Raw genomic sequence first — 25,957 nt, 5'->3', positions numbered from 1 at the left:
CTGTGAAACAGGTGCTTGTAGTTGATGATTCCGCTTTTATGCGAAAGCTTATATCGGAGATGCTTTCGAAACATCCTTTACTTGAAGTGATTGGAACAGCACGCAACGGTAAAGATGCTGTTGCGAAAGTGCTGGAACTTCGGCCGGATGTCGTTACGATGGATATCGAGATGCCGCTCATGAATGGGCTTGAAGCATTGAAACAAATTATGGTGCAACGACCGACTCCCGTCGTAATGCTCTCTAGCACGACCGAAACCGGGGCGGAAAACACGATGACCGCCATGGAGGATGGAGCGGTTGATTTTATCGCTAAGCCCGGAGGAGCTATTTCACTCAACTTGCATGAAGTGGAACAGGAAATTGTCCGGAAAGTTGTAGCTGCGACAAACGTCAAAATTTCCAATCTCGTAAATCAACCTAAAGTGAAAATGAAGCAAGTACCTAAAGAAATCCTTTTCAACAAAATTACAACTATGCCCTTATCATCGCTATCCGATAAAACAGATTCATTGCAACGTAAAAAGATTTCCAAAGGGCAACAGACTTTTGTTATAATAGGTACATCGACAGGGGGGCCTCGTGCGCTTCAAGAAGTGCTTACACGGCTGCCATCTGATACAAACGCCCCAATCTTGATCGTCCAGCATATGCCGCCGGGTTTTACAAAATCATTGGCACAAAGACTGGACGGCTTAAGTGACATCCGCGTAAAGGAAGCAGAGGACGGCGAACCTCTTCTGAAAGGGGTCGCATATATCGCCCCGGGCGGAAGGCATTTGAAAATAGGAAAATGCCCGACAGGCTATTGTGCCCGACTCGATGATATGGATCCGCCGAGAGCGGGTCATCGGCCATCCGTAGACGTCCTATTGGAGTCGGCTGCTTCCATGCAGGAGCTGCAATTTATAACTGCTATTATGACAGGGATGGGGCATGACGGAACTAAAGGCATGCGACAACTGAAAGCAGCCTGTACGACGATTACAATTGCTGAGTCCGAAAAGACTTCCGTTGTGTATGGCATGCCAAAAGCGATCAAAGAAGCCGGACTTGCCGACCATGTCATTGATGTACAAGGCATCGCGGCAACACTAACGGAAATCTTACAATCTTGAAGGGGGCGAAATTATGGATACGAATCAATACCTTGAAATGTTTCTTGAAGAAAGTAAAGAGCATCTTCAAGCGTGTAATGAGCACTTATTGGAATTGGAAAGAAACCCTGAAGACTTGGCGATTGTCAATGAAGTTTTCCGTTCAGCTCATACATTGAAAGGGATGTCAGCGACAATGGGTTATGAAGACATCGCTGACTTGACGCATAAAATGGAAAATGTGCTGGATGCAATCCGAAACTCGAGAATCCGTGTTTCCACAGAAATCCTCGATATCGTCTTCAAAGCTGTCGACTATTTGGAAGAAATGGTGATGGACATTGAAGAAGGCGGGACAGGTAAGAAAGATGTTCAGGAACTCGTTTCTGCATTGAACCGAATCGAGGAGGGAGAGACATCGGTTTCTACTCCGGCAATAGAGACGGCTGCCTCTGCAATGACAATCGAGCTTCACAAATCACAAGATGCACCTACACTCCAGTATGATGATTATGAAATGACTGTCATCGAGCAATCGCAGGAACAAGGTTTTCATGCTTTTGAGGTCTTGGTCACACTCCGCGAGGATTGCCTGCTCAAAGCAGCCAGAGTGTTCATGGTTTTTGAGATTCTTGAGAAATCTGGGGAGATAGTCAAGTCAAAACCGACTGTTGAACAGTTGGAAAATGAGGATTTCGATGAAGTGTTCACTGTAGTTCTCATTACAAGTGAGGAAGCAAGCTCCCTTGAGGCGAAAGTGATGAAGGTGTCCGAAGTGGAAAGTGTCCATGTCAACTCGATTACGAATATTTCCCATCCAGTGAGCGGTTCGCCTGCTGAAATTAAAGTTGCAACCCCTAAAGAATTAGGAAAGGCCGAAGCACCCCCACAAAAAGGACGTCGCGCAGCGAATGCACATAATGCAAACAAAACAATCCGTGTCAATATAGAACGGTTGGATATTCTAATGAACCTCTTTGAAGAACTGGTCATTGACAGAGGACGTTTGCAATCGATTGCAAGTGAGTTACATAATCCGGATTTGAATGAGACTGTCGAGCGCATGACAAGGGTTTCAGGCGACCTTCAGAACATTATCCTGAATATGCGCATGATTCCGGTGGAGACAGTATTCAATCGATTCCCCAAAATGGTCCGGCAACTTGCACGTGATCTAGATAAGAAAATCAATCTTGAAATCATTGGGGCAGAAACTGAATTGGATCGGACGGTCATCGATGAAATAGGAGATCCCCTCGTACATTTAATTCGTAACGCATTGGACCATGGCATCGAGAACCCAGCTGAGCGAATTGCAAAAGGGAAACCGGAAGAAGGTACTGTCACATTGAGGGCATATCATTCCGGAAATCACGTATTTATTGAGCTGGAAGACGACGGTGCAGGCGTCAATAAGGAACGGGTCTTGCAGAAAGCGCTTGAAAGAGGCGTCGTCACTGAAGAGATTGCTGCCACTTTGACAGATCGGCAGATTTCAGAACTCATTTTGGCATCCGGATTTTCCACCGCTGAAAAGATTACAGATGTATCCGGTCGCGGAGTTGGGCTGGATGTCGTCAAAAGCACGATTGAATCGCTTGGTGGCTATATCACAATCGATTCCAAGGAAGGGCAAGGTTCTCTTTTCCAAGTTCAATTGCCATTGACGTTATCAATTATATCAGTCATGCTCGTCAATTTGGATAAGGATATATATGCAATCCCGTTATCATCAATTATTGAAACGGCAATCATTAAAACATCAGATATTTTGAACGCGCATAACCAAAAAGTGATTGACTTCAGAGGAACCATTGTCCCACTCGTCAACTTGAAAGGGATTTTCGAGATGGATGAAGCACAGGAACTGGAGGAATTCCAATCTGTGGTCATCGTTCGTAAGGGGGATAAAATGGCAGGGCTCGTCGTGGATTCCTTTATCGGGCAGCAAGAGGTCGTGTTGAAATCGCTCGGCAATTATCTACAAAGCGTATTCGCCATTTCTGGTGCTACGATTTTAGGAAACGGCCAAGTTGCGCTGATCGTGGATTGCAATGCACTGATCAAATAGGCGGGAGTGAAAAAATGTGGCTGAAATAAGTGGAGTAGAAAACAAAGAAATGAAAGTCATTGTGTTCCAATTGATGGACAAGGAGTATGCCGTTGGAGTTGACGTCGTCGAGTCGATCGAAAAACTCATGTCAATCACAAGAGTTCCTAAAACACCATCTTATATAAAAGGCGTCATCAATTTAAGGGGTGTCGTCACGCCGATTGTCGATCTGCGGGAGCGTTTCGGCATGGAAGTGAAGCCTCTTGATGACAGTAGTAGAATTATCATCGTGTCATTGGAGGAATTTGAAGTTGGACTTATCGTCGATGCTGCAAATGATGTAATTGATATTCCGGTTGATTCCATCAGACCTCAGCCTGAAGTCGTCGGATCGATCGAATCGGAATTCATATCGGGAGTTGCCAAAGTGGATAGACGCCTATTAGTCATGTTGAATCTCGAAAAAGTGCTACAGCCTGTGAAAAGAGTGTCGTCAGATGAAATCTGATCACCAAATTACAGATATGCATCTCGACGTGCTGAAGGAAATCGGCAATATCGGGGCTGCTCATGCTGCAACTTCCTTATCCCAATTGCTCGGCAAGAAAATTGAGATGCGGGTTCCAAATGTGAGCCTCGTTTCTTTTGATGAAATGTTTGATTTGGCAGGGGGTGCTGAACGAATTGTGGCAGGCATCTACCTGAGGATTCAAGGCGACCTATCCGGCAGCATGTTCTTTGTCCTGCCAATCGATTCCGCAAACCGGTTCATCCGTAAATTGATCGGCGATCATACTTTCGACTTCCAGTCAATGCCCATTCCAGAGATCGGTATTTCGGCAATGCAGGAACTCGGCAATATTTTGTCAGGTTCTTATTTATCCGCTTTGTCGGATTTTACAGGATTGAAAGTACATCCGACCGTTCCATCTTTGAGTGTAGATATGGTCGGAGCAATTGTCAGTTTCGGCCTTATCGAAGTGTCCCATTACAGTGATGAAGTCATCGTCATTGATACGCGCATAGAAGAGGAAGGCGATGAAGGGGATTCGAGTGTGGACGGTCATTTCTTCTTGCTCCCTGATCCGGAATCATATATAACGATTTTCCGCTCGTTAGGTGTACTGTAAGATGAGTATGATGAACACAGTTATCAAGGTCGGAATTGCCGACATGAAAGTCGTGCATGCACCGGATACGATCCGGACATCCGGTTTAGGATCATGCGTAGGAGTCGTCCTTTATGACGAAACGAAGAAGATAGCGGGTCTTCTACATATTATGCTTCCGGACTCGAGTCTTGGAAGGTCAGAAAGTTTGAATCCAGCAAAATTTGCGGACACCGGAATTTATTCATTAATGGAAATGCTGAAGGCGGAAGGGGTCCGCCCTTTGTCGTTGAAAGCCAAAATAGCAGGCGGTTCCCAAATGTTTCAATTCGGATCCAGTGACTCCATTCGAATCGGGCCACGCAACGTCGAAGCAGTCAAAAAGGAGCTTGCCCGACTTTCCATTCCGCTTGTCGCGGAAGATACAGGCGGTTCAAGTGGGCGGACGATCGAGTTCGATCCGGTGACAAGCGCATTGAATATCCGGACGGTTAATTTGGGAACGAAGGAAATTTGACTCTATTTTAATAGAATAGACTTTGCAGAGCGACTGGACGGTTCAGTCGCTATTTTTTGTCGAAATTTGATATACTAGAAATTAAGTATTTTAATAATGTTTTCGGAAACATCATGGAAGGTGAGGGATTCGATGTCCAAAGAGGATCTGACGGAAGAAGAAATATGTTGGAAACTATGGTTGAATGATCGGGATCCCGATGCCGGCGACAGACTTGTCCGGAAGTATACACCACTCGTCAATTACCATGTGCAACGAATCAGCTCCGGCTTGCCGAGGAATGTTTCGCGGGATGAGATTATGAGTCTTGGACTTCAAGGACTATTTGACGCTTTGACGAAGTTCGACCCTGGCAGGGATTTGAAATTTGATACGTATGCTTCCTTCAGGATTCGCGGATCCATCATTGATGGTTTGCGAAAGGAAGACTGGCTTCCCCGTTCGTCCCGTGAAAAATCGAAAAAGCTGGAGGAAGAGATTTCAATACTGGAACAGAAACTATTGCGTCATGCGACTCCAGAAGAGATAGCGGATCATCTTGGCATTTCAGTCGAAGAAGTATACCAGACTGTGCATGAACACTATTTTTCAAATGTGCTTTCCATGGATGAACGTATGAGCGATGATGAGGAGGAAGGGCAGAAGTCCTTTGTTTTAAAGGACGACCATGAGCGTACTCCTGAACAGCAAATCGTCATGGGAGAGCTCGTCGGCGATTTGGCCATGAAGATTAAAGAATTAAACGAAAATGAACAATTGGTTCTGAATCTGTTCTACACGGATGAAATGACTTTGACAGAAATCGGAGAAATTCTGAATCTGTCGACATCCAGAATTTCACAAATTCATTCGAAGGCGTTATTTAAGCTCCGAAAATTACTATTGCCGGAAATTGTTGACGGAGGGATTTTATGAGCCTGAAAGGAATTGAACTTCAAATCGCCATTCCTAAAACGTTTGAGGCGGGAAGAATCGCAGAACAGAAACAACAGCAATCACAGCTCAACCAAGACCAGGCACAGCTCCAAAATGAAAAGGAGACAGAAAAAAACCGGGAAACTGTTCGACATTCAGAGAAATACGCCAAAACGGATAAAGATTCAAAGGGAAAAAATCAGGACAGGAATCAGAAAGAAAAGGAACATCAACATAACGAAGAGGAAAAGAAGACGATGCACCCATACAAAGGTTCATTTGTCGACTTTACAGGATGATGGACATGCAAACGGTATTTATATTATTTTTATTCATTTTACAAGTGATCGGCTTTTATTTCATAGCGTTGCTCTACATGAAAGTTTCAAAATTCAACAACTTGGAAAAGAAGCAGCAGAAAATGATGGCCGAAATGGACGATGCAATCGGTGCTTACTTATCCGAATTAAAAGAGGAAAACGAACGACTCATCAGGATAATTGAAAAGCGGCAGGAAAATGACAAACACGACGAAAGTACACCTGAAAGACGTAGCCAAGAGTTTGAGCTGCAAGCGGAAAGTAAGGATTTCACTATCGTGAGACCGAGGTACCCAATGAAAGCGGCAATGAAATCGTACCAGACGACACCAACATTAAAACATAGCAGCTTATCCAAGCCGGTATCCAATGTTCATGAAATGGACAGTCGCTCGCTCGCCATCCACTTGCATGACGAAGGCAAGCCGGTTGAGGAAATCGCCAAAAGGCTCGGCAAAGGGAAAACCGAAGTGGAATTGCTGCTTAAATTTAGATGAAGTGAGTTGCAATAAGATTACCCGTATGGTATATTATCAAATGGTGTTACTACACACGTATGTGGATGATGGGAAAAGGTGCCGAAAGGTCATTCCATCGCATGAAACATACGGAGGAATCTAACCAAATTGGAGGAAAAACAAATGTCAGTAATCTCAATGAAACAACTGCTTGAAGCAGGTGTACATTTCGGACACCAAACTCGTCGTTGGAACCCGAAAATGAAAAAGTATATTTTCGTTGAACGTAACGGAATCTACATCATCGATCTTCAAAAGACGGTGAAAAAACTAGAAGAAGCTTATGACTTCATGCGTCAAGTTGGTGCAGAAGGCGGAAAAGTACTATTTGTTGGTACTAAGAAGCAAGCACAAGATGCAATCAAAGAAGAAGCTGAGCGCGCAGGAATGTACTACATCAACCAACGTTGGCTTGGTGGTACACTTACAAACTTCGGTACGATCCAAAAACGTGTTGCACGTATGAAAAAGATCGAAACGATGGAAGAGGACGGTACATTTGATGTGCTTCCTAAGAAAGAAGTTTCTGAACTTAGAAAAGAGCACGATCGTCTTGTGAAATTCCTTGGCGGTATCCGTGATATGAAATCATTGCCTGACGTCATCTTCGTTGTTGACCCTCGTAAAGAGCGCATCGCTGTGGCAGAGGCAATCAAATTGAACATTCCACTCGTCGGTATTGTTGACACGAACTGTGACCCGGACGAAATCGACTATGTCATTCCTGCGAATGACGATGCAATCCGTGCGGTTCGTCTACTTACTAGCAAGATGGCAGATGCATTGATCGAATCAAGACAAGGCGCTGATGAAGAAGTATCTGAAGAAGCGACTGAAACGGCAGCTGCAGAGTAATAGTAGTAATAAAACAGACGATAAGCGGCCAACCCCCTTATCGTCTTTTTTACAGATTGTCGTCTCAAATCACTCATACAGGAGGAACTAACAATGGCAATTACAGCACAAATGGTAAAAGAGCTGCGTGAAAAAACAGGCGCAGGTATGATGGACTGCAAAAAAGCACTTACTGAAGTGAATGGTGATATGGATGCGGCGGTAGACTTCCTTCGTGAAAAAGGTCTATCAAGCGCAGCTAAAAAAGCTGACCGCATCGCTGCGGAAGGTACGACTGACATCATCGTAAACGGAAACGAAGCTGTCATTTTTGAAGTGAATGCTGAAACAGACTTCGTTGCTAAAAACGAAGCGTTCCAAGCACTTGTTAAAGAACTTGGTGAGCACCTTCTAGCAACAAAACCCGCAACAATCGAAGAAGCTACTGAATCGAAAATGGAAAACGGCCTTACAGTCGCTGACCATATTTCCAATGCAGTCGCTAAAATCGGTGAGAAAATCACTCTTCGCCGCTTTGAAGTGAAAACAAAATCGGACAACGATGCTTTCGGTCCTTACCTTCACATGGGTGGCCGCATTGCTGTATTGACTATTCTTGAAGGCACTACTGACTCTGAAGCTGCTAAAGATGTAGCAATGCATATCGCAGCTATGAACCCGAAATACATTTCACGTGATGAAGTGTCCGAGGAAGAAGTAGAGCGCGAGCGTAAAGTCCTTACAGAGCAAGCGTTGAACGAAGGCAAGCCTGAAAATATCGTTGCGAAAATGGTTGAAGGCCGTCTTGGAAAATACTTTGAAGAAATTTGTGTTCTTGACCAAGCATTCGTTAAAAACTCCGATCAAAAAGTACGTGATTTCGTTAAATCGACTGGCGGAAACTTGAAAGAGTTCGTTCGCTTTGCAGTCGGCGAAGGAATTGAAAAACGCGAAGACAACTTTGCGGACGAAGTTATGAGCCAAGTAAAAGGCAACTGATTCGATATAAAGATCAATTAGGGGACACAACTTTGTGTTCCCTATTTTTCGAGAAAAACACAGTAGACGGAGGGTACATATGGGCGTCCCAAAATATAAAAGAATTGTCTTGAAGCTAAGCGGTGAAGCACTTGCGGGTGAGAAAGGCTACGGTCTTTCACCTGCAATTATTAAAACAGTCGCTGAACAAGTGAAAGAAGTTGTCGACCTTGGTGTAGAAGTTGCGGTCGTAGTTGGTGGAGGAAATATTTGGCGAGGTAAAGTCGGCAGCGAAATGGGCATGGACAGAACTACCGCCGATTATATGGGTATGCTTGCCACAGTCATGAATTCCTTGGCTCTTCAGGACGCACTTGAAAAATTAGACGTTGAAACACGTGTATCGTCTTCTATCGATATGCGGCAAGTAGCTGAGCCGTATATTCGCAGGAAAGCGATTCGCCACTTGGAGAAGAAGCGTGTCGTCATCTTTGCCGCTGGAACAGGAAATCCTTATTTCTCCACTGATACGACAGCTGCACTAAGAGCAGCTGAGATCGAAGCGGACGTCATTTTAATGGCGAAAAACAATGTTGACGGCGTCTATTCAGCAGATCCGTTAAAAGACGAGAATGCAGTGAAATATACGGAATTGACGTACTTGGAAGTAATCAGCCAAGGACTAGAAGTTATGGATTCCACTGCCTCAACCCTATGTATGGACAATGATATCCCTCTCGTAGTATTCTCAATTATGGATAATGGAAATATTAAAAAGGCCGTGCTCGGTGAACCAATCGGTACGGTTGTGAGGAGGAATGGGTAAATGCCGAAAGAGCTAATGGATCAAACAAAAGACAGAATGGAAAAAGCGATTGGATCTTTCACAAGACAGCTTGCTTCCATCCGGGCAGGGCGTGCGAACGCTTCATTGCTGGATCGGATTTCAGTACTTTATTACGGAGCTCCGACACCATTGAACCAAATGGCAGGCATCTCAGTGCCTGAGGCGAGACTGATGGTCATTCAGCCATACGATAAAACGACTTTAGGTGATATTGAAAAGGCGATATTGAAATCGGATATCGGTATCACTCCTTCCAATGATGGATCGGTCATCCGTTTGGCAGTCCCTGCATTGACGGAAGAACGCCGCAAGGAATTGGTGAAAGAAGTCAAAAAAGAAGCGGAAGACTCCAAAATTGCAATCCGCAACGTACGTCGCGATGCAAATGACGAGTTGAAAAAGCTTGAAAAGAATGGGGATATCACAGAGGATGAATTACGCCGTGAAGGTGAAGAAATCCAGAAACTGACTGATTCCTACATTGTCAAGATCGATGAGATTGCCAAAGAAAAAGAAAATGAGATTATGGAAATCTGATCGAAGAACTTTCTATACATTGGGGCGTCCTACTATCAGGACGCCTTTTTTTCTGACCGTATTTCATTCGTTTCGATGAATGATAAATATTTCACCATACGGCAAGCATAATCTAAAAGGACACCAACTCAAATTTTAGCTGTTTTAAATGAAATTTATCGGCTAATTTGTTACGATAGACTAGGTACTTGCTCAAAAAGCAGGCGAGTGGAGGAAACGGAATGCTAGATAAACTGTTACGGAAAAAAACTACAGAGAACGGACCATCAATTTCCGACAGGCTAATGAAAGTCAAAAGTAGAACAATCCCTTCACACGTCGCCATCATCATGGATGGGAACGGCAGATGGGCAAGACGACGCAGTTTACCGCGGATTGCCGGACATCATGAAGGTATGAAGACTGTTCGGAAAATCACCCGAATTGCAAATGATATAGGCATTAAAGTCTTGACGTTGTATGCTTTTTCAACAGAAAACTGGAAACGGCCTAAAATGGAAATCGATTTTCTTATGAAGCTGCCTGGAGAGTTCCTGACAACGTACTTGCCCGAACTGATCGAGCAAAATGTCAGGGTTGAAATGATCGGCAATTTCGATGCGTTGCCGCCACATACGAAAGAAGCGATTGTGAAAGCGATAGAGGCCACTTCAAACAATGACGGACTCATCCTGAACTTCGCAATGAACTATGGCAGCCGTCTCGAAATGGTGAAGGCAGTGAAAGAAATCGCCCAATTGGCAGTCAACAACCAAATAGCAATTGATGAGATTGACGAATCATTGATCGAGTCACATCTCATGACATCTCACTTACCTGAGCCGGATTTACTCATCCGAACGAGTGGTGAAGTGCGATTGTCGAATTTCATGCTTTGGCAGCTAGCTTATTCGGAATTTTCCTTTACAGAGGTTCTCTGGCCGGACTTCGATGAGTCATGCATGTTAAGTGCAATCGAGGAATTCCAAATGCGCAACCGAAGATTTGGAAGTGTGGAAGGGGATAAAGGAGTTTGAAACAGAGAATTATTACAGCGATCGCCGCATTGGCTATTTTTTTTCCGCTAGTCATCATTGGCGGACTCCCATTTACAATCGCCATTTATATTATCGCTTCAGTCGGTTTACATGAATTGCTGCGCATGAAGGATATCCGTATATTTTCTTTTGAGGGTATTCTCGTCTGGGTGGCATTGGCGCTTCTTTTAATGCCTTCAAAGTGGACTGGTGAAGTCCAACAATGGATCGGCTATACGAAAATCGAGATGATGTTCGCACTTATACTTATTTTATTAATCTATACTGTCATCTCCAAAAACAAGTTCACTTTTGATCATGCGGCGTTTAGTGCATTTAGTGCATTATATGTCGGCATCGGATTTTATTATTTGATCGAAACCCGCTTTTATGGTTTCGAGTACGTGTTCTATGCACTTCTCGTAATTTGGACGACAGATTCAGGCGCATACTTTGTAGGCAGAAAGCTCGGCAAACGAAAGCTTTGGCCGGATATTTCCCCGAATAAGACAGTGGAAGGGTTTATCGGCGGTATCGTCTTTGCCGTATTGTTTGCATGCGTATTCCAAATCTTCTATCCGATAGCACCTTCGTATCTGATGTTGACCATTGTAACGATCATCGCCTCGATTGTCGGACAGTTGGGGGATTTGGTCGAGTCGGCGTTGAAGAGGCATTTCGGGGTGAAGGATTCAGGGAATCTTTTGCCGGGACATGGGGGAATTCTTGATCGATTCGATAGTCTCCTTTTCGTGTTGCCGCTCATTCATTTTTTACACCTAGTCGGTTGATGGAAAGGAAGTTATTCATATTATGACGAAGAAAATTAGTCTGCTTGGTGCGACGGGATCAATTGGCACTCAGACACTCGACATTATTCAATCAAACAAAGAGCAATTTAAACTAGTATCTTTTTCAGCCGGGATGAATATTGCTAAAGTGAGGGAAATTACGGCACAATTTCATCCGGAAGTTGTGTCTGTCATGCAAAAGGAGGATGCCGATGCATTGCAATCGGAATTTCCGGAAACACGATTCATGCATGGCACAGAAGGTCTCATTGCCGTAGCGGCACAAACGGGCGCGGACATGCTCGTCAATGCGGTCATCGGGAGCATTGGGTTGGAGCCGACAATGAAAGCGATCCAGGAAGGCATTACGATTGCCATTGCGAACAAAGAGACGCTCGTAGCTGCAGGGGATATCGTCATGGAAGAAGCAAGAAAGAGGAATGTCGCCCTACTACCTGTCGACAGCGAGCATTCGGCTCTTTTCCAGTCCTTAAATGGAGAAAATCCGAAAAGGGTTTCACGGCTCATTTTGACAGCATCAGGCGGTAGTTTCAGGGATTTGTCGAGGGACCAATTGCAAGGTGTGACTGTACAACAAGCGTTGGACCATCCTAACTGGTCAATGGGCAATAAATTGACGATCGATTCCGCAACGATGATGAACAAAGGGCTCGAGGTGATCGAGGCACATCATTTATTCGACATGCCATATGACAGGATCGATTGCTTATTGCATAAGGAAAGCATCATCCATTCCATGGTTGAATTTGAAGATACGAGTGTCATGGCTCAGCTTGGCTCTCCAGACATGCGGGTGCCGATTCAATATGCAATGACATATCCGGATCGGATTCCAATGCAAAATGCCAAGCCGCTCCGTCTAGAGGAAATTGGAACACTCCACTTTGAAAAGATGGACTTTGAAAGATTTAGAGCCCTTGCTCTCGCATACGAGGCAGGTAAGCAAGGTGGAACGATGCCAACAGTGATGAATGCTGCGAATGAAGTGGCGGTTCAATTGTTCATGAAAGGCAGAATTCCTTTCCTGCAAATCGAGGATATTGTGGAACGTATGATGGACAATCATCAGCCGATTTCCTCCCCGGACTTGGAAGCGATTTTAGAAACCGATTCAATCACCCGTAAAATGGTGTATGATATGGTGAAATGAGTAACTCATAAATCGGCCGATTGGGCCAGTTAAGGTGGTTTTTTATGGAAACCGTAATAGCGTTTATTATCATTTTCGGCTCTCTCGTCTTTTTTCATGAATTAGGGCATTTCCTCTTCGCGAAAAGGGCTGGAATCATGGTACGTGAATTCGCAATTGGATTCGGACCTAAAATTCTCGCCCTCCGGAAAAAGGAAACTCTTTATACGATTCGTATACTTCCTCTAGGTGGATATGTGAGAATGGCAGGCGAGGATTTCGACACTGTCGAATTGCAACCCGGATATCGTGTAGGGGTCATTTTGAACGATAACGATAAAATTGAAAAAATCTATTTGAACCGAGATGTATCCAATCCGAATGTACTGTTTTTGGAGACGGAATCCGCTGATTTAAGCAAGGAACTTTTCATCGAAGGGTATGACGAAGATGGAAATCTTGTAAGATACGAGGTTTCCCGTACTGCGGTCATCTATGAAAAGGGACAGGAGTCGCTTATTGCGCCTTATGATCGCCAATTCGATTCAAAGTCGCTTGGCAGCCGGGCGATGGCTATTTTTGCAGGGCCTCTATTCAATTTCATCCTCGCATTTTTCATCTTCTTGGCAATTGGCCTTTTGCATGGCATCCCAACAAACGAGCCTGTTATTAAAGAAGTTGTCAATGACAGTCCTGCTTATGCAGCGGGTATGGAAGCCGGCGACTTTGTTAAGGAAGTGGACGGCAAGTCGATAGAAAGTTGGCAACAATTCACGGAGACAATCCAAAAGAACCCTGGCAAGAATCTTCAAATGAAGGTCGAGAGGGACGGAGAAATGGTGACGTTGTCCGTTGTTCCTGAATCGTTGGTCGATGCAGGACGGGAATATGGACAAATCGGCGTCATGTACGAAAGCCCATTGGAAAAGAATGCATTAAAAGCGTTCGCCTTCGGGGCAGAGCAGACATATAGCTGGATGAAGAGGATATTCGAGCTATTGGGCATGCTCGTTACCGGCAAGTTTACGATTGACGCATTAAGCGGTCCTGTCGGCATTTACAAAGCGACTGAGGAAGTAGCGCAATGGGGTGTATTCTCCCTTATGAACTGGGCAGCTGTGTTAAGTATCAATCTAGGAATTATGAACCTATTGCCATTGCCTGCATTGGACGGCGGAAGATTGCTCTTCTTCCTATTTGAAGGAGTGCGTGGCAAACCCGTCGATAAACAGAAGGAAGGCATGGTCCATTTTGTTGGCATCATGCTATTGATGGTTCTCATGCTCGTTGTCACCTGGAATGACATTCAACGATTCTTCTTCTAATAATTATTTGAAGAGAATGTGCTAGAAATGCAAGCTTATTTGATTGAAGCGTCCCCTAGAGCGGAAATCAGTAGTATAATTTGATTCGAGGTGAAACCTTTCATGAAACAATCACGGACATTCATCCCGACGATGCGTGAAATACCGACGGATGCCGATATCCTTTCCCATCAACTACTGTTAAGGGCGGGATATATCCGTCAACATATGAGTGGGGTCTATTCCTTTCTTCCATTGGCGAAGAAAGTGATTAGGAAAATCGAGAACATCATCCGGGAAGAGATGGATGCAATCGACGCAGTCGAAATGTTCATGCCGACGTTGCAGTCATCCGGCCTCTGGGAAGAGACCGGCAGATGGGATGCATACGGCTCTGAACTTTTCAGGCTAAAGGATCGCCACGAACGTCAAATGGCTCTAGGACCAACCCACGAAGAAGTAATTACATCGCTCATTAGGGATGAAGTAAAATCCTATAAAAAGCTGCCACTTACGGTCTATCAGATCCAGACGAAGTTCAGGGATGAGAAACGGCCAAGATTCGGACTGCTTCGTGGCAGGGAATTTATCATGAAGGATGCCTATTCGTTCCATTCCACTGAAGATAGTCTGGAAGAAAAGTATAATGAAATGATGCAGGCATACTCGAATATCTTCTCGAGGCTCGGCTTGGACTTCCGGGCTGTCATTGCTGATGGCGGCACGATTGGAGGCAAAGGGACCCATGAATTCATGGCGTTGTCCGACATCGGAGAAGACACGATCGCTTATAGCGACTCTTCCTCATACGCCGCCAATATCGAAATGGCCGAAGTCAATACAGAATATGTGAAACCTAAAGAAACATTGAAAGAGCTCGTGAAAGTGGATACGCCAGACCAGAAGACGATAGCGGAAGTTGCGGACTTCTTGAACACGGACCCTTCGAAAGTGATCAAGACGCTCATTTTCAAAGTGGATGATAAGCTAGTCGTCGTACTCTCACGCGGCGATCATGACATAAACGAAATAAAGCTGAAACATGCATTGCAGGCTACTCATATCGATCTCGCAACAGAAGAAGAAATCGAAGGGATGCTATCATGTAAAGTAGGCTCGATTGGTCCTGTCAAATTGCCCCTAGATTTGAAAGTATATGCCGACTACGCTGTCGAAAACATCGTAAACGGCATCTGCGGGGCGAATGAAGATGGATACCATTTGGTCAACGTCAATCCGGAACGCGATTTTGCCGTTGAACGCTATCTTGATTTGCGGTTCATCAAAGAAGGAGATCCTTCACCCGACGGGAACGGCACAATCCAATTCGCCAAAGGCATCGAGCTTGGACATATCTTCAAACTGGGAACCGTTTATAGCGAACCGATGAAAGCGAAGTATTTGGATGAAAACGGAAAAGCTCAACCGTTTATTATGGGCTGTTATGGCATCGGAGTTTCACGGATCTTGGCAGCTGTCGCGGAACAGTATAATGATTCAAATGGGTTGAAATGGCCGAAACAGCTATCTCCGTATGATATACATCTTGTAACGATCAATATGAAAGATGAAGCACAGACAAAACTTTCTGAAGAACTTTATCATCTATTGAAATCATATCGGTATGACATTTTACATGACGACCGGGATGAAAGAGCGGGTGTGAAATTTACAGACGCCGATCTAATTGGATTGCCAGTTAGACTGACGATCGGCAAAAAAGCCCAAGACGGAATCGTCGAAGTGAGATTCAGGGAGACCGGAGAAACGGTTGAGTGGCAAAAAGAAGAAGTGACCGAAAAGCTGCAAGCCTTTTTCGGCTAATGAATTTGGTAAGGAGGGGAGGCCGACTTGAATCGGCACTTCCCTTCTTTTCACTGTATGAAAGGGGGAGGTCTACATATGGATGCAAAGATGAAATTACTGACGTTGCTGCAACAGATCGGAATGACGGATGATCAAACGATTGTCCATTTCGAACATGGAACACTAGAACGAGTCGATATTCATCGAAAATCGAGAGTGTGGCAATTTAATGTAGAGCTTGAAAAAACGTTACCTGTCCACGTCTATCAGTTATTTCAACAAAGGATGAAGGAAGCCTTTACGTCCATAGCTGCGGTACGCCTTCAAATAACAGTACGAACAGCAGAAGGAGATCCGGAACTGATCGTTGGCTATTGGCCGCATGTCATTGAAGAAATGAGGGATATGTCGCCTCCGATTCGTGAAAGGCTCGTAGGGCAAAAACCAGTACTCGTTGGCGAAAAAATGACATTGACTTGCGCAAATGACTTTGAGCAGCAAACGATGAAAAACAAATATGGCCGCATTATCGCAGAGGTTTATGAATCATTCGGTTTTCCATCGATGGCTATCGAATTCACGATCTCCGAAGAGACTGAAGATAACGAAGCGGAACGACTCGCATTCATTGCCCAGAAACAGGCTGAAGAGGAAGAGTATGCGAAGAATGCCTTAGCCAACCTGCAAAAAATGGAAGCAATGAAGAAAGAGAACGGGGATATTGGGAACAGGCCATTTGTATTGGGCGTCCCGATCAAGCCTGACGAGCCGATCGTCGGCATCCATACGATACAGGATGAAGAAAGGCGCGTAACGATCGAAGGTTACGTATTCGATGCAGAGGTAAGGGAATTGAGAAGTGGGCGTTCATTACTCACAATCAAAGTGACCGATTACACTGATTCCATATTAGTGAAAATGTTCTCGCGTGACAACGAAGATGCCGAACTCATGAAAACATTGAAAAAAGGTGCATGGGTCCGTGCTAGAGGAAGCATCCAGAACGATACATTCGTCCGAGATCTCATTATGATGGCACAGGACATCATGGAAGTTTCTCCGGTTATCCGGAAAGATACCGCCCCAGAGGATCGCAAACGGATCGAGTTGCATGCCCATACGACGATGAGCCAGATGGATGCAGTGACATCAGCTTCAGCCTTAGTCGCGCAGGCTGCAAAATGGGGGCATCCCGCGATAGCGATAACCGATCATGCGAACGTCCAATCGTTTCCGGAAGCCTACTCTGCGGGTAAGAAACATGGAATAAAAGTATTATTCGGCTTAGAAGCGAACTTAGTGGATGATGGCGTGCCGATTGTCTATGACGAGCAGCATCGAGAGCTTGAAAACGATACATTTGTCGTATTTGACGTAGAAACAACAGGCCTTTCCGCCGTGTATGACACGATTATCGAGTTGGCTGCGGTCAAAGTGGTCAATGGAGAAATTAAGGAGAGGTTTGAAAGGTTTGCGAACCCTCATCATCCTCTGTCTTCAACTACAATTGAACTGACCGGCATTACGGATGACATGGTGAAGGACGCTCCTGAAGTGTCGGAAGTAATAAAGGATTTCAAGGAATTCATTGGCGACGCCATCCTAGTCGCCCATAATGCTTCCTTCGATATGGGCTTCTTTTATGAAGCGAGCAAGAGAGCCGGGGTGCATGACAAAAGCTATCCGGTTATCGATACGCTCGAGTTGGCGCGTTTCCTGTATCCAGAAATGCGGAATCACAGATTGAACACGTTGGCAAAAAAGTTTGATATTGAACTGACACAGCATCACCGCGCGATTTACGACACGGAAGCGACAGCCTATCTGTTCATCCGGCTCATGAAGGAAGCGGCAACGGAAAAAGGAATCGAATACTTGGATGATTTCAATAAAAACATCGGCGAAGGGGATGCCTACAAACGATCAAGGCCGTCCCACTGCACGTTAATTGCGACAGATGATGAAGGCTTGAAAAACCTCTTTAAGCTCGTCTCCATTTCCCATATGGATTACTTTTACAGAGTTCCACGTATTCCACGCTCGTTATTGATGCAATATCGCAAGGGCCTCCTCGTCGGATCAGGATGCGACAAGGGGGAAGTTTTCGAAGGACTCATGCAGAAGTCGATGGAAGAGGTTGAGGAGATTGCCCGCTTCTATGACTACCTTGAACTTCACCCGAAGCCAGCCTATTCCCATTTAATTGAATTGGAATTGATTCGGGATGAATGGAATTTAGAAGATATTATGCGGAAGATGATCAAGCTCGGGAAAAAGGTCGGTCTTCCCGTCTGTGCAACAGGGAACGTCCACTATATAGACGAGACTGATGCGATATATCGTCAAGTTCTTGTCCGTTCCCAAGGCGGGGCGAACCCAATGAACCGACATTCCTTGCCTGAAGTCCATTTCCGGACGACTGATGAAATGCTCGAACATTTCTCGTTTTTGGGCAAGGAAGTCGCAGAGCAGATTGTCATCGACAATCCGCAGGCAGTGGCAGACCGTGTCGGAGAAGTGAAAGTAATTAAAGATGATTTGTATACACCGACAATTATCGGAGCAGATGATGAAGTAAGGGAACTGACCTATTCTATGGCACGCCATATTTACGGTGAGCAATTGCCTGAGATCATCGAGGCGCGGATCGAGAAGGAACTGAAATCAATCATCGACAATGGTTTCGCGGTTATCTATCTCATATCACATAAGCTTGTTAAGAAGTCATTGGATGATGGCTATCTTGTCGGTTCCCGCGGATCAGTCGGCTCCTCGCTCGTTGCAACGATGATGGAAATTACAGAAGTAAACCCAATGCCGCCGCATTACGTTTGCCCTTCGTGCAGGCTATCGGAGTTCTTTGATGATGGGTCGGTCGGCTCTGGTTTCGACTTACCGGACAAAGCGTGTCCGGCATGCGGCACGATGTTCAAAAAAGATGGACAAGACATCCCGTTTGAAACATTCCTTGGCTTTAACGGGGATAAAGTTCCGGACATCGATTTGAACTTTAGTGGAGAATATCAGGCTCATGCGCATAACTATACGAAGGAGCTTTTCGGAGAAGACTATGTTTATCGTGCGGGGACGATCGGAACAGTTGCCGAAAAGACCGCATACGGCTATGTTCGAGGATATATGAATGATAATAACCTCCATTTGCGCGGTGCAGAAATTGACCGGCTCGTACAAGGCTGTACGGGCGTTAAACGGAATACGGGGCAGCATCCGGGCGGGATTATTGTCGTCCCGGATAATATGGAGATTTTTGATTTCACTCCGATTCAATTCCCTGCGGACGATACGGCTTCGAGCTGGCGGACGACGCATTTCGACTTCCATTCCATCGATAATAATCTTCTGAAGCTGGACATACTCGGACACGATGACCCGACGATGATCAAAATGCTCGAAGACCTTTCAGGCATCGACCCGAAAACGATTCCTCCTGACGATGAAGGGGTCATGGCACTGTTCAGCGGGACTTCCTCATTAGGCGTCACTGAAGAGCAGATCGAGTGCAAGACAGGAACTTTAGGCGTGCCGGAATTCGGTACGCGCTTCGTAAGGCAGATGCTTGAGGAGACGAAACCATCCACATTCTCGGAATTAATCCAGATTTCCGGTCTTTCCCACGGGACGGACGTGTGGCTTGGCAATGCCCAAGAGCTGATTCAAAATAAAATCTGTCAATTGTCCGATGTGATCGGTTGCCGTGATGATATTATGGTCTATTTGATTTACCAAGGACTCGAACCTGCAATGGCATTTAAGATAATGGAATCTGTGCGGAAAGGGAAAGGGCTGACGCCTGAATTCGAAGAGGCGATGAAGGCTAACCAAGTGCCCGGCTGGTATATTGATTCCTGCAAAAAGATAAAATACATGTTCCCGAAAGCTCACGCCGCTGCCTACGTGCTGATGGCGCTGCGGATCGCGTATTTCAAAGTGCACCATCCGATCATGTATTACGCTGCGTACTTCACGGTCCGCGCAACTGATTATGATTTAGCAACAATGACGAAAGGTAATGCATCAATCCGTGCAAAAATCAAAGAGATCAATGATAAAGGATTGGAAGCATCACCGAAAGAAAAGAACTTGCTCACAGTATTGGAAATTTCATTAGAAATGTGTGAGCGCGGCTTTTCATTCGCGAAACCAGATCTATATAAATCCGCTGCATCTGAGTTCATCATCGATGGCAATCAATTGTTACCGCCGTTCGATGCAATACCTTCTCTAGGTACGAACGTCGCCAAAGCGATTGTCGAAGCCCGCAAGGATGGCATCTTCCTTTCGAAGGAAGATCTCCAGCAGCGAGGAAGGGTTTCGAAAACAGTCATTGAATACATGGATTCTTTAGGCTGCTTGGAAGGCATGCCCGATTCAAACCAACTTTCTCTTTTCTAAGCGATATGTCAATTGGAAACGGCAAGCATTTGGCACATTGTTTGCAATGACGCCCAGTAGATGGTACAATTGGAGCAACTTTTGCTATATGTCTTGCGAAAAGAGTGGGATTTCCCGCTCTTTTCTGTTGTTCTATTCGAATAAGACAAGTTAGAATCAAATCTCGGGAGGGTTATGATGAGTAAAATTACAGAAGAAGTTGAAAAGCTCGTCAGTCCGATAGTGAATGACCTAGAGTTGGAATTGGTTGATATTGAATTTGTGAAAGAAGGAAGAGACTGGTTCTTACGCGTTTATGTCGATACGCCGGAAGGGAATATCGATATTGAACAGTGTGCACTAGTAAGTGAAAAGCTAAGTGAGGAGCTGGACCGCACAGATCCGATTCCTCAGAACTATTTCCTTGAAGTATCCTCACCGGGCGCAGAACGTCCGTTGAAAAAAGAAGAGGATTTCCAAAAGGCGGTCGGTCAATATGTATTCATTAAAACGTATGAACCGATCAATGGCATGAAAGAGTTCGAAGGATACTTGCTATCCTACGGTCCGGATGCAGCAGAAGTTGAAATCCGCATCAAGACCCGGAAGTTGCAAGTCGTCATCGAAAAGGAAAAAATCGCATTTGCACGATTAGCGATTGATTTTTCCGCATAATTGAATATAGGAGTGATTAATTATGAGTAGTGATCTACTCGATGCATTGACAGCCCTCGAGAAGCAGAAAGGAATTTCGAGGGATGTAATTGTGGAAGCGATTGAAGCGGCACTTGTTACCGCATATAAAAGAAACTTCAACCAGGCTCAAAACGTCCGTGTCGATTTGAACTTGGAAAAAGGCACAATGAAAGTATATTCCCGTAAAGATGTCGTGGAAGAAGTGGAAGATGAAAGGCTTCAAATCGCTCTTGAAGACGCTTTGGCCATCAACCCTGCATATGAATTGGGAGATATCTTAGAAGAAGAGGTGACTCCACGCGATTTCGGCCGTATTGCAGCGCAAACTGCTAAACAAGTTGTTACGCAGCGCGTACGTGAAGCTGAACGTGGCCTGATCTACGATGAATACGTCGACAGGGAAGATGATATTGTCAATGGAATCGTCGAGCGCCTGGATGCAAGGAATCTCTATGTAGGTCTTGGGAAAGTGGAGGCAGTGCTGCCTGCAAGCGAACAGATCACTACAGAAACCTACCAGCCTCATGACCGCATCAAAGTGTACATTACGAAAGTGGAGCGCACTTCAAGAGGGCCTCAAGTTTTTGTTTCCCGTACACACCCAGGTCTTTTGCGCCGACTGTTTGAAATGGAAGTGCCTGAAATCTATGACGGCACGGTTGAAATCAAATCGATTGCCCGTGAGGCGGGAGACCGCTCGAAAATTTCCGTCCATACGAATAATGAAGAAGTGGATCCGGTCGGGTCTTGCGTCGGTTCTAGAGGAGCACGTGTCCAATCCATTTCAAATGAATTGAACGGAGAAAAGGTCGATATTGTTGAATGGTCCGAGGATCCGGTCATCTTTGTCGCAAATGCATTGAGCCCTTCAAAAGTATTGGACGTGCAAGTGAATGAAGAGGACAGGTCGACAACTGTCGTAGTGCCTGACTACCAATTATCATTGGCAATCGGGAAACGAGGACAGAATGCTCGCTTAGCTGCCAAGTTGACTGGATGGAAGATCGATATTAAAAGTGAAACGGATGCCCGAGAACTTGGCATCTATCCTCCTTCTTCCGCCCAATCGGTTGGAGAGGGCCTGTTTGAAAATGATGTATACGCCGTTACCGAAAATGGAAACGATGAATATGATGAGGATCCTTATTTCGATAATGAAACAGAAGAGGAATCCGATCTGGAAACAATCGATTTATATTCAGAAACAGACGAAGACAATTGAGTTGAAAGGATGACTGCCCATGACAAGCAAAAAGAAAATCCCTTTGCGTAAGTGTGCGGCGACGGGTGAGATGTTGCCAAAGAAGGAAATGATCCGCATTGTTCGCACGAAGGAAGGTGAAGTTTCAGTCGATCTGACAGGCAAAAAATCAGGACGGGGTACATATGTATCGAAAACTGAAGAGGCTGTTGAAACAGCAAAACGCAATCGGTCGATTGAAAGCCAGCTTGGAACATCGGTGCCTGCGGAAGTTTACGATAATCTTCTGCATGCAATCCGTCGTGAGGCATTGAAATGAATCATCCTACGAAAATCTTCCAATTGCTAGGGATGGCTGCGAGAGCCCGGAAGCTCATCACAGGCGAAGAGTTGGTCGTCAAAGAGGTTCGTTCGGGAAATGCGCGATTAGTCATCGTTTCTGAAGATGCTTCAAAAAACACACAGAAAAAAGTGAATGATAAATGTAGTTTTTACAACGTTGAGAAGCATGTGTTCGGGAGCCGGGAAGCTCTCGGCCATGCAATCGGAAAAGAGTCGCGGGTCGTACTCGCGTTAACGGATGCCGGCTTCGCCAAAAAAGCATCCGGGCTCCTCAACGAATATAACCGGGGGTGGGCTAATGACGAAGATACGTGTACACGAATACGCGAAACAAGTAAATCGGACGAGTAAAGAAGTCATCGAAGAGCTTGGAAAAATTAATGTGAATGTTACAAACCATATGTCGATGCTTGATAAAGAGGCGACAGCGAAATTGGATCAGCGTTTTGGAAAAGGTGGCTCTGCTCCTTCCGACAAGTCTCGTGGCGGACAAAATGATCGAAAGCCTGTTTCAAACGCATCAAGACCGGCAGGCAACACACAGGATAATAATAAACAGGGCAACCGTCCGGCTCAAGGCAGCCAGCGACAAAGCACCCAAGGCGGCAACCGTCCAGCACAAGGCGGTCCACGCCAAGGCCAAGGCGCACAAGGTGGTAATCGATCGGCTCAAGGCGGTCAACGTCAAGGGCAAGGCGCACAAGGCGGCAATCGACCGGCTCAAGGCGGTCAACGCCAAGGGCAAGGCGCGCAAGGCGGCAACCGACCAGCTCAAGGCGGTCAACGCCAAGGCCAAGGCGCGCAAGGCGGCAACCGACCAGCTCAAGGCGGTCAACGTCAAGGGCAAGGCGCACAAGGCGGCAACCGTCCGGCTCAAGGCGGTCAACGTCAAGGCCAAGGCGCACAAGGCGGCAACCGTCCGGCTCAAGGCGGTCAACGTCCAGGTCAAGGTGCTCAAGGCGGCAATCGTCCAGCTGGACGTGGTGGAAGACCACCTGCACGCGGGATTAACCAAGGACGTAGAAGACATCGTCCAGCGCCAATGCCGAAGGTGGAAAAGCCGTTGCCGGAAAAAATCACCTTCTACGAATCGTTGTCAGTCGGTGAGCTTGCGAACAAATTAGGCAGGGAACCGTCTGAAATCATTAAAAAGCTATTCATGCTCGGTGTCATGGCGACAATCAACCAAGAGCTTGATAAAGATGCGATTGAATTGATCTGTGCGGAATATGACGTGGAAGTGGAAGAAGAAATCCGAATTGATGTAACAGATTTGGAAATTTACTTCGAGGAATCTGAAGAGCCCGAAGGTGAATTGACGGAACGTCCGCCAGTCGTTACGATCATGGGTCACGTCGACCATGGTAAAACAACGCTTCTTGATTCGATTCGTGACACGAAAGTGACACAGGGAGAAGCGGGTGGAATTACACAGCATATTGGAGCTTATCAAATCGAAGCGGAAGGCAAGAAAATCACGTTCCTGGACACACCTGGACACGCGGCGTTTACAACAATGCGTGCGCGTGGAGCGAAAGTCACTGATATTACAATTCTTGTCGTCGCAGCAGATGACGGGGTTATGCCTCAAACAATTGAAGCGATCAACCATGCGAAAGCCGCTGAAGTTCCAATCATCGTCGCTGTGAACAAAATGGATAAACCTACAGCAAACCCGGACCGTGTCATGCAGGAGCTGACGGAGCATGGCCTTTTAGCAGAAGCTTGGGGCGGAGATACGATCTTCGTACCGATTTCCGCATTAAAAGGCGAAGGAATCGATCAACTTCTTGAAATGGTCTTGCTAGTTGCGGAAGTCGCTGAATTGAAGGCAAGCAAAAACATCCGAGCAAAAGGAACGGTCATCGAAGCTCAATTGGACCGTGGCCGTGGTTCGGTCGCAACTCTGCTAGTGCAGGATGGGACATTGCGTGTAGGCGATCCGATCGTCGTCGGGAACACTTACGGGAGAGTCCGTGCGATGATCAACGATCTTGGCCGTCGGGTGAAGGAAGCCGGTCCATCCACGCCAGTTGAAATTACGGGTCTGAGCGACGTACCGCAAGCAGGCGATCGTTTCGTCGTATTCGAAGACGAAAAGACAGCTCGACAAATCGCTGAATCGAGAGCGGGCGATGCCTTGCAAGAGCAACGTGGCGAGAAAACACGCGTGACGCTCGATAACCTATTCGATCAAATGAAACAAGGGGAAATGAAGGAATTAAACCTTATTGTCAAAGCCGACGTTCAAGGAACGGTCGAAGCGATGGCGGCATCCCTTATGAAAATTGAAGTCGAAGGCGTTAACGTAAGGATCATTCATACCGGAGCAGGAGCCATTAACGAATCGGACATCTCACTTGCTGCTGCCTCAAATGCAATTGTCATCGGTTTCAACGTGCGTCCTGATGTCAATGCTAAACGTGCAGCTGAAGCAGAAGGTGTCGATATCCGATTGCACCGCGTCATCTATAAGGTGATCGAGGAAATTGAATCGGCTATGAAAGGTTTGTTAGATCCTGAATACGAAGAAAAAGTGATCGGGCAGGCTGAAGTCCGCGAAACATTCAAAGTTTCGAAAATCGGCACGATTGCAGGAAGCTATGTAACGGAAGGCAAGATTACCCGTGACGCAGGAGTACGTGTCCTGCGAGATAATATCGTCATCTTTGAAGGCGAACTCGACACTTTGAAGAGATTCAAGGACGATGTTAAAGAAGTCGCTAGAGGTTATGAATGTGGAATCACCGTCAAAAACTTCAATGATATTAAGGAAGGCGACATCTTTGAAGCCTTCATCATGGAGGAAATTAAACGGACATGATCGTCTATGCGGAATGTACATTCTTCATACCTGACGTCCATTCATTGAAAGGTAAACGGTCTGTCCTGAAAAGAATGATGGATCGTGTGAAAAATGAATTCAATGTTTCCATCGCTGAAATCGATCACCAAGATTTGTGGCAAAGAACTACAATCGCTCTCGTTTCGGTCGCCTCGTCAAAAGATGCGGCCGAAGGGGAGACGAGAAGAGCCATTCGTTTTTTGGAATCGAATCCTGATTGGGAAATGACAGAAATGATACTTGACTACTATTGATACGGAATCGGGGTGACCATCCATGTCTATGCGTGCGAATCGTGTTGCTGAACAGATGAAGAAGGAATTAGGCGGAATCATCGGCCAAAAATTAAAGGATCCTCGAATCGGCTTCGTTACAGTGACGGACGTCGAAGTGACGGGCGATCTTCAACAGGCAACCATTTTCATTTCAGTATTAGGAAATGAGTCGGAAAAAGAAGCTACTCTTGCCGGCCTGACAAAGGCGAAAGGGTTTATCCGCACGGAAATCGGACAGCGGATCAGACTCAGGAAGACACCTGAAATTGAGTTTGCTTTTGATGACTCTGTCGAATACGGAAATCGTATTGAATCGCTGCTTCGTCAAGTGAACAGTGAAGAGGAATGAACTATTGGAGGAAGTCGGCGTCCGAATGGACTTTCCGGCTTCCTCCTTTTTTGAAAAAAATAAGT

25 protein-coding genes are annotated in these 25,957 nt (G+C 45.7%); all 25 read left to right on the top strand.

From position 1 onward, the window contains the following. The first annotated feature begins 2 nt into the window (after positions 1-2). Positions 3-1,118 carry a chemotaxis response regulator protein-glutamate methylesterase gene (locus NIT04_RS10645; RefSeq protein WP_256470603.1) on the top strand — a complete coding sequence of 372 codons (1,116 nt, stop codon included), beginning with the start codon at positions 3-5 and terminating at the stop codon, positions 1,116-1,118. A 13-nt stretch (positions 1,119-1,131) separates the two neighbouring features. Continuing rightward, positions 1,132-3,168: a chemotaxis protein CheA gene (locus NIT04_RS10640; RefSeq protein WP_252503587.1), complete on the top strand. Its 2,037-nt coding sequence runs from the start codon at positions 1,132-1,134 to the stop codon at positions 3,166-3,168. Between the two features lie 49 nt (positions 3,169-3,217). Continuing rightward, a complete protein-coding gene (locus tag NIT04_RS10635; RefSeq protein WP_252505076.1) occupies positions 3,218-3,658 on the top strand; it encodes a chemotaxis protein CheW in 441 nt (146 codons plus the stop codon). Beyond that, positions 3,648-4,280 carry a chemotaxis protein CheC gene (locus NIT04_RS10630; protein ID WP_252503586.1) on the top strand — a complete coding sequence of 211 codons (633 nt, stop codon included), beginning with the start codon at positions 3,648-3,650 and terminating at the stop codon, positions 4,278-4,280. Before NIT04_RS10635 ends, NIT04_RS10630 begins: the two co-directional genes overlap by 11 nt. A gap of 7 nt (positions 4,281-4,287) precedes the next feature. After that, on the top strand, positions 4,288-4,776 hold the full coding sequence (locus tag NIT04_RS10625; RefSeq protein ID WP_305880117.1) for a chemotaxis protein CheD: 489 nt from the start codon (positions 4,288-4,290) through the stop codon (positions 4,774-4,776). A 132-nt stretch (positions 4,777-4,908) separates the two neighbouring features. Continuing rightward, a complete protein-coding gene (locus NIT04_RS10620) occupies positions 4,909-5,691 on the top strand; it encodes a FliA/WhiG family RNA polymerase sigma factor (RefSeq protein ID WP_252503585.1) in 783 nt (260 codons plus the stop codon). Continuing rightward, positions 5,688-5,990, top strand: a complete 303-nt coding sequence (locus NIT04_RS10615) for an RNA polymerase subunit sigma (protein WP_252503584.1) — start codon at positions 5,688-5,690, stop codon at positions 5,988-5,990. The genes NIT04_RS10620 and NIT04_RS10615 overlap by 4 nt, the downstream gene beginning before the upstream one ends. A gap of 5 nt (positions 5,991-5,995) precedes the next feature. Continuing rightward, positions 5,996-6,508: a hypothetical protein gene (locus NIT04_RS10610; RefSeq protein ID WP_252503583.1), complete on the top strand. Its 513-nt coding sequence runs from the start codon at positions 5,996-5,998 to the stop codon at positions 6,506-6,508. 144 nt (positions 6,509-6,652) lie between these two features. Continuing rightward, positions 6,653-7,384: a 30S ribosomal protein S2 gene (gene rpsB / locus NIT04_RS10605; protein WP_252503582.1), complete on the top strand. Its 732-nt coding sequence runs from the start codon at positions 6,653-6,655 to the stop codon at positions 7,382-7,384. 93 nt (positions 7,385-7,477) lie between these two features. Next, a complete protein-coding gene (gene tsf, locus NIT04_RS10600; RefSeq protein WP_252503581.1) occupies positions 7,478-8,362 on the top strand; it encodes a translation elongation factor Ts in 885 nt (294 codons plus the stop codon). A gap of 79 nt (positions 8,363-8,441) precedes the next feature. Continuing rightward, positions 8,442-9,167: a UMP kinase gene (gene pyrH / locus NIT04_RS10595; RefSeq protein ID WP_252503580.1), complete on the top strand. Its 726-nt coding sequence runs from the start codon at positions 8,442-8,444 to the stop codon at positions 9,165-9,167. Beyond that, on the top strand, positions 9,168-9,725 hold the full coding sequence (gene frr, locus NIT04_RS10590) for a ribosome recycling factor (protein WP_252503579.1): 558 nt from the start codon (positions 9,168-9,170) through the stop codon (positions 9,723-9,725). It begins immediately after the preceding gene. Positions 9,726-9,946: 221 nt separating this feature from the next. Then, entirely contained in the window at positions 9,947-10,741 is a 795-nt protein-coding gene (locus tag NIT04_RS10585) for an isoprenyl transferase (protein WP_305880103.1), read from the top strand. Next, entirely contained in the window at positions 10,738-11,532 is a 795-nt protein-coding gene (locus tag NIT04_RS10580; RefSeq protein ID WP_252503578.1) for a phosphatidate cytidylyltransferase, read from the top strand. The genes NIT04_RS10585 and NIT04_RS10580 overlap by 4 nt, the downstream gene beginning before the upstream one ends. Before the next feature lie 22 nt (positions 11,533-11,554). Continuing rightward, positions 11,555-12,703, top strand: a complete 1,149-nt coding sequence (locus NIT04_RS10575) for a 1-deoxy-D-xylulose-5-phosphate reductoisomerase (RefSeq protein WP_252503577.1) — start codon at positions 11,555-11,557, stop codon at positions 12,701-12,703. Positions 12,704-12,747: 44 nt separating this feature from the next. Next, positions 12,748-14,007 carry an RIP metalloprotease RseP gene (gene rseP, locus NIT04_RS10570; protein WP_252503576.1) on the top strand — a complete coding sequence of 420 codons (1,260 nt, stop codon included), beginning with the start codon at positions 12,748-12,750 and terminating at the stop codon, positions 14,005-14,007. Between the two features lie 102 nt (positions 14,008-14,109). Further along, the gene (locus tag NIT04_RS10565) at positions 14,110-15,810 is read left to right on the top strand and encodes a proline--tRNA ligase (protein WP_252503575.1); all 1,701 of its coding nucleotides are present in this window, start codon (positions 14,110-14,112) and stop codon (positions 15,808-15,810) included. A 78-nt stretch (positions 15,811-15,888) separates the two neighbouring features. Beyond that, on the top strand, positions 15,889-20,205 hold the full coding sequence (locus NIT04_RS10560; RefSeq protein WP_252503574.1) for a PolC-type DNA polymerase III: 4,317 nt from the start codon (positions 15,889-15,891) through the stop codon (positions 20,203-20,205). A 177-nt stretch (positions 20,206-20,382) separates the two neighbouring features. After that, the gene (rimP, locus tag NIT04_RS10555; protein ID WP_252503573.1) at positions 20,383-20,859 is read left to right on the top strand and encodes a ribosome maturation factor RimP; all 477 of its coding nucleotides are present in this window, start codon (positions 20,383-20,385) and stop codon (positions 20,857-20,859) included. Positions 20,860-20,881: 22 nt separating this feature from the next. Beyond that, on the top strand, positions 20,882-22,102 hold the full coding sequence (gene nusA / locus NIT04_RS10550; protein ID WP_252503572.1) for a transcription termination factor NusA: 1,221 nt from the start codon (positions 20,882-20,884) through the stop codon (positions 22,100-22,102). A 19-nt stretch (positions 22,103-22,121) separates the two neighbouring features. Continuing rightward, positions 22,122-22,400 (top strand): RNase P modulator RnpM, encoded by a 279-nt coding sequence (gene rnpM / locus NIT04_RS10545; protein ID WP_252503571.1) that lies wholly within the window; start codon positions 22,122-22,124, stop codon positions 22,398-22,400. Next, the gene (locus NIT04_RS10540; protein WP_252503570.1) at positions 22,397-22,774 is read left to right on the top strand and encodes a YlxQ family RNA-binding protein; all 378 of its coding nucleotides are present in this window, start codon (positions 22,397-22,399) and stop codon (positions 22,772-22,774) included. The genes rnpM and NIT04_RS10540 overlap by 4 nt, the downstream gene beginning before the upstream one ends. Next, complete coding sequence (infB, locus tag NIT04_RS10535) at positions 22,722-25,247, top strand: translation initiation factor IF-2 (RefSeq protein ID WP_252503569.1); 2,526 nt, start codon at positions 22,722-22,724, stop codon at positions 25,245-25,247. The genes NIT04_RS10540 and infB overlap by 53 nt, the downstream gene beginning before the upstream one ends. Then, a complete protein-coding gene (locus NIT04_RS10530; RefSeq protein WP_252503568.1) occupies positions 25,244-25,522 on the top strand; it encodes a DUF503 domain-containing protein in 279 nt (92 codons plus the stop codon). The genes infB and NIT04_RS10530 overlap by 4 nt, the downstream gene beginning before the upstream one ends. A gap of 22 nt (positions 25,523-25,544) precedes the next feature. Then, positions 25,545-25,892 (top strand): 30S ribosome-binding factor RbfA, encoded by a 348-nt coding sequence (gene rbfA / locus NIT04_RS10525; RefSeq protein ID WP_252503567.1) that lies wholly within the window; start codon positions 25,545-25,547, stop codon positions 25,890-25,892. The last annotated feature ends 65 nt before the right edge of the window (positions 25,893-25,957 follow it).

The organism is Sporosarcina sp. Marseille-Q4943, assembly GCF_943736995.1.
Classification (GTDB): domain Bacteria; phylum Bacillota; class Bacilli; order Bacillales_A; family Planococcaceae; genus Sporosarcina.
This window is presented reverse-complemented; position numbering and strand designations above follow the sequence as displayed.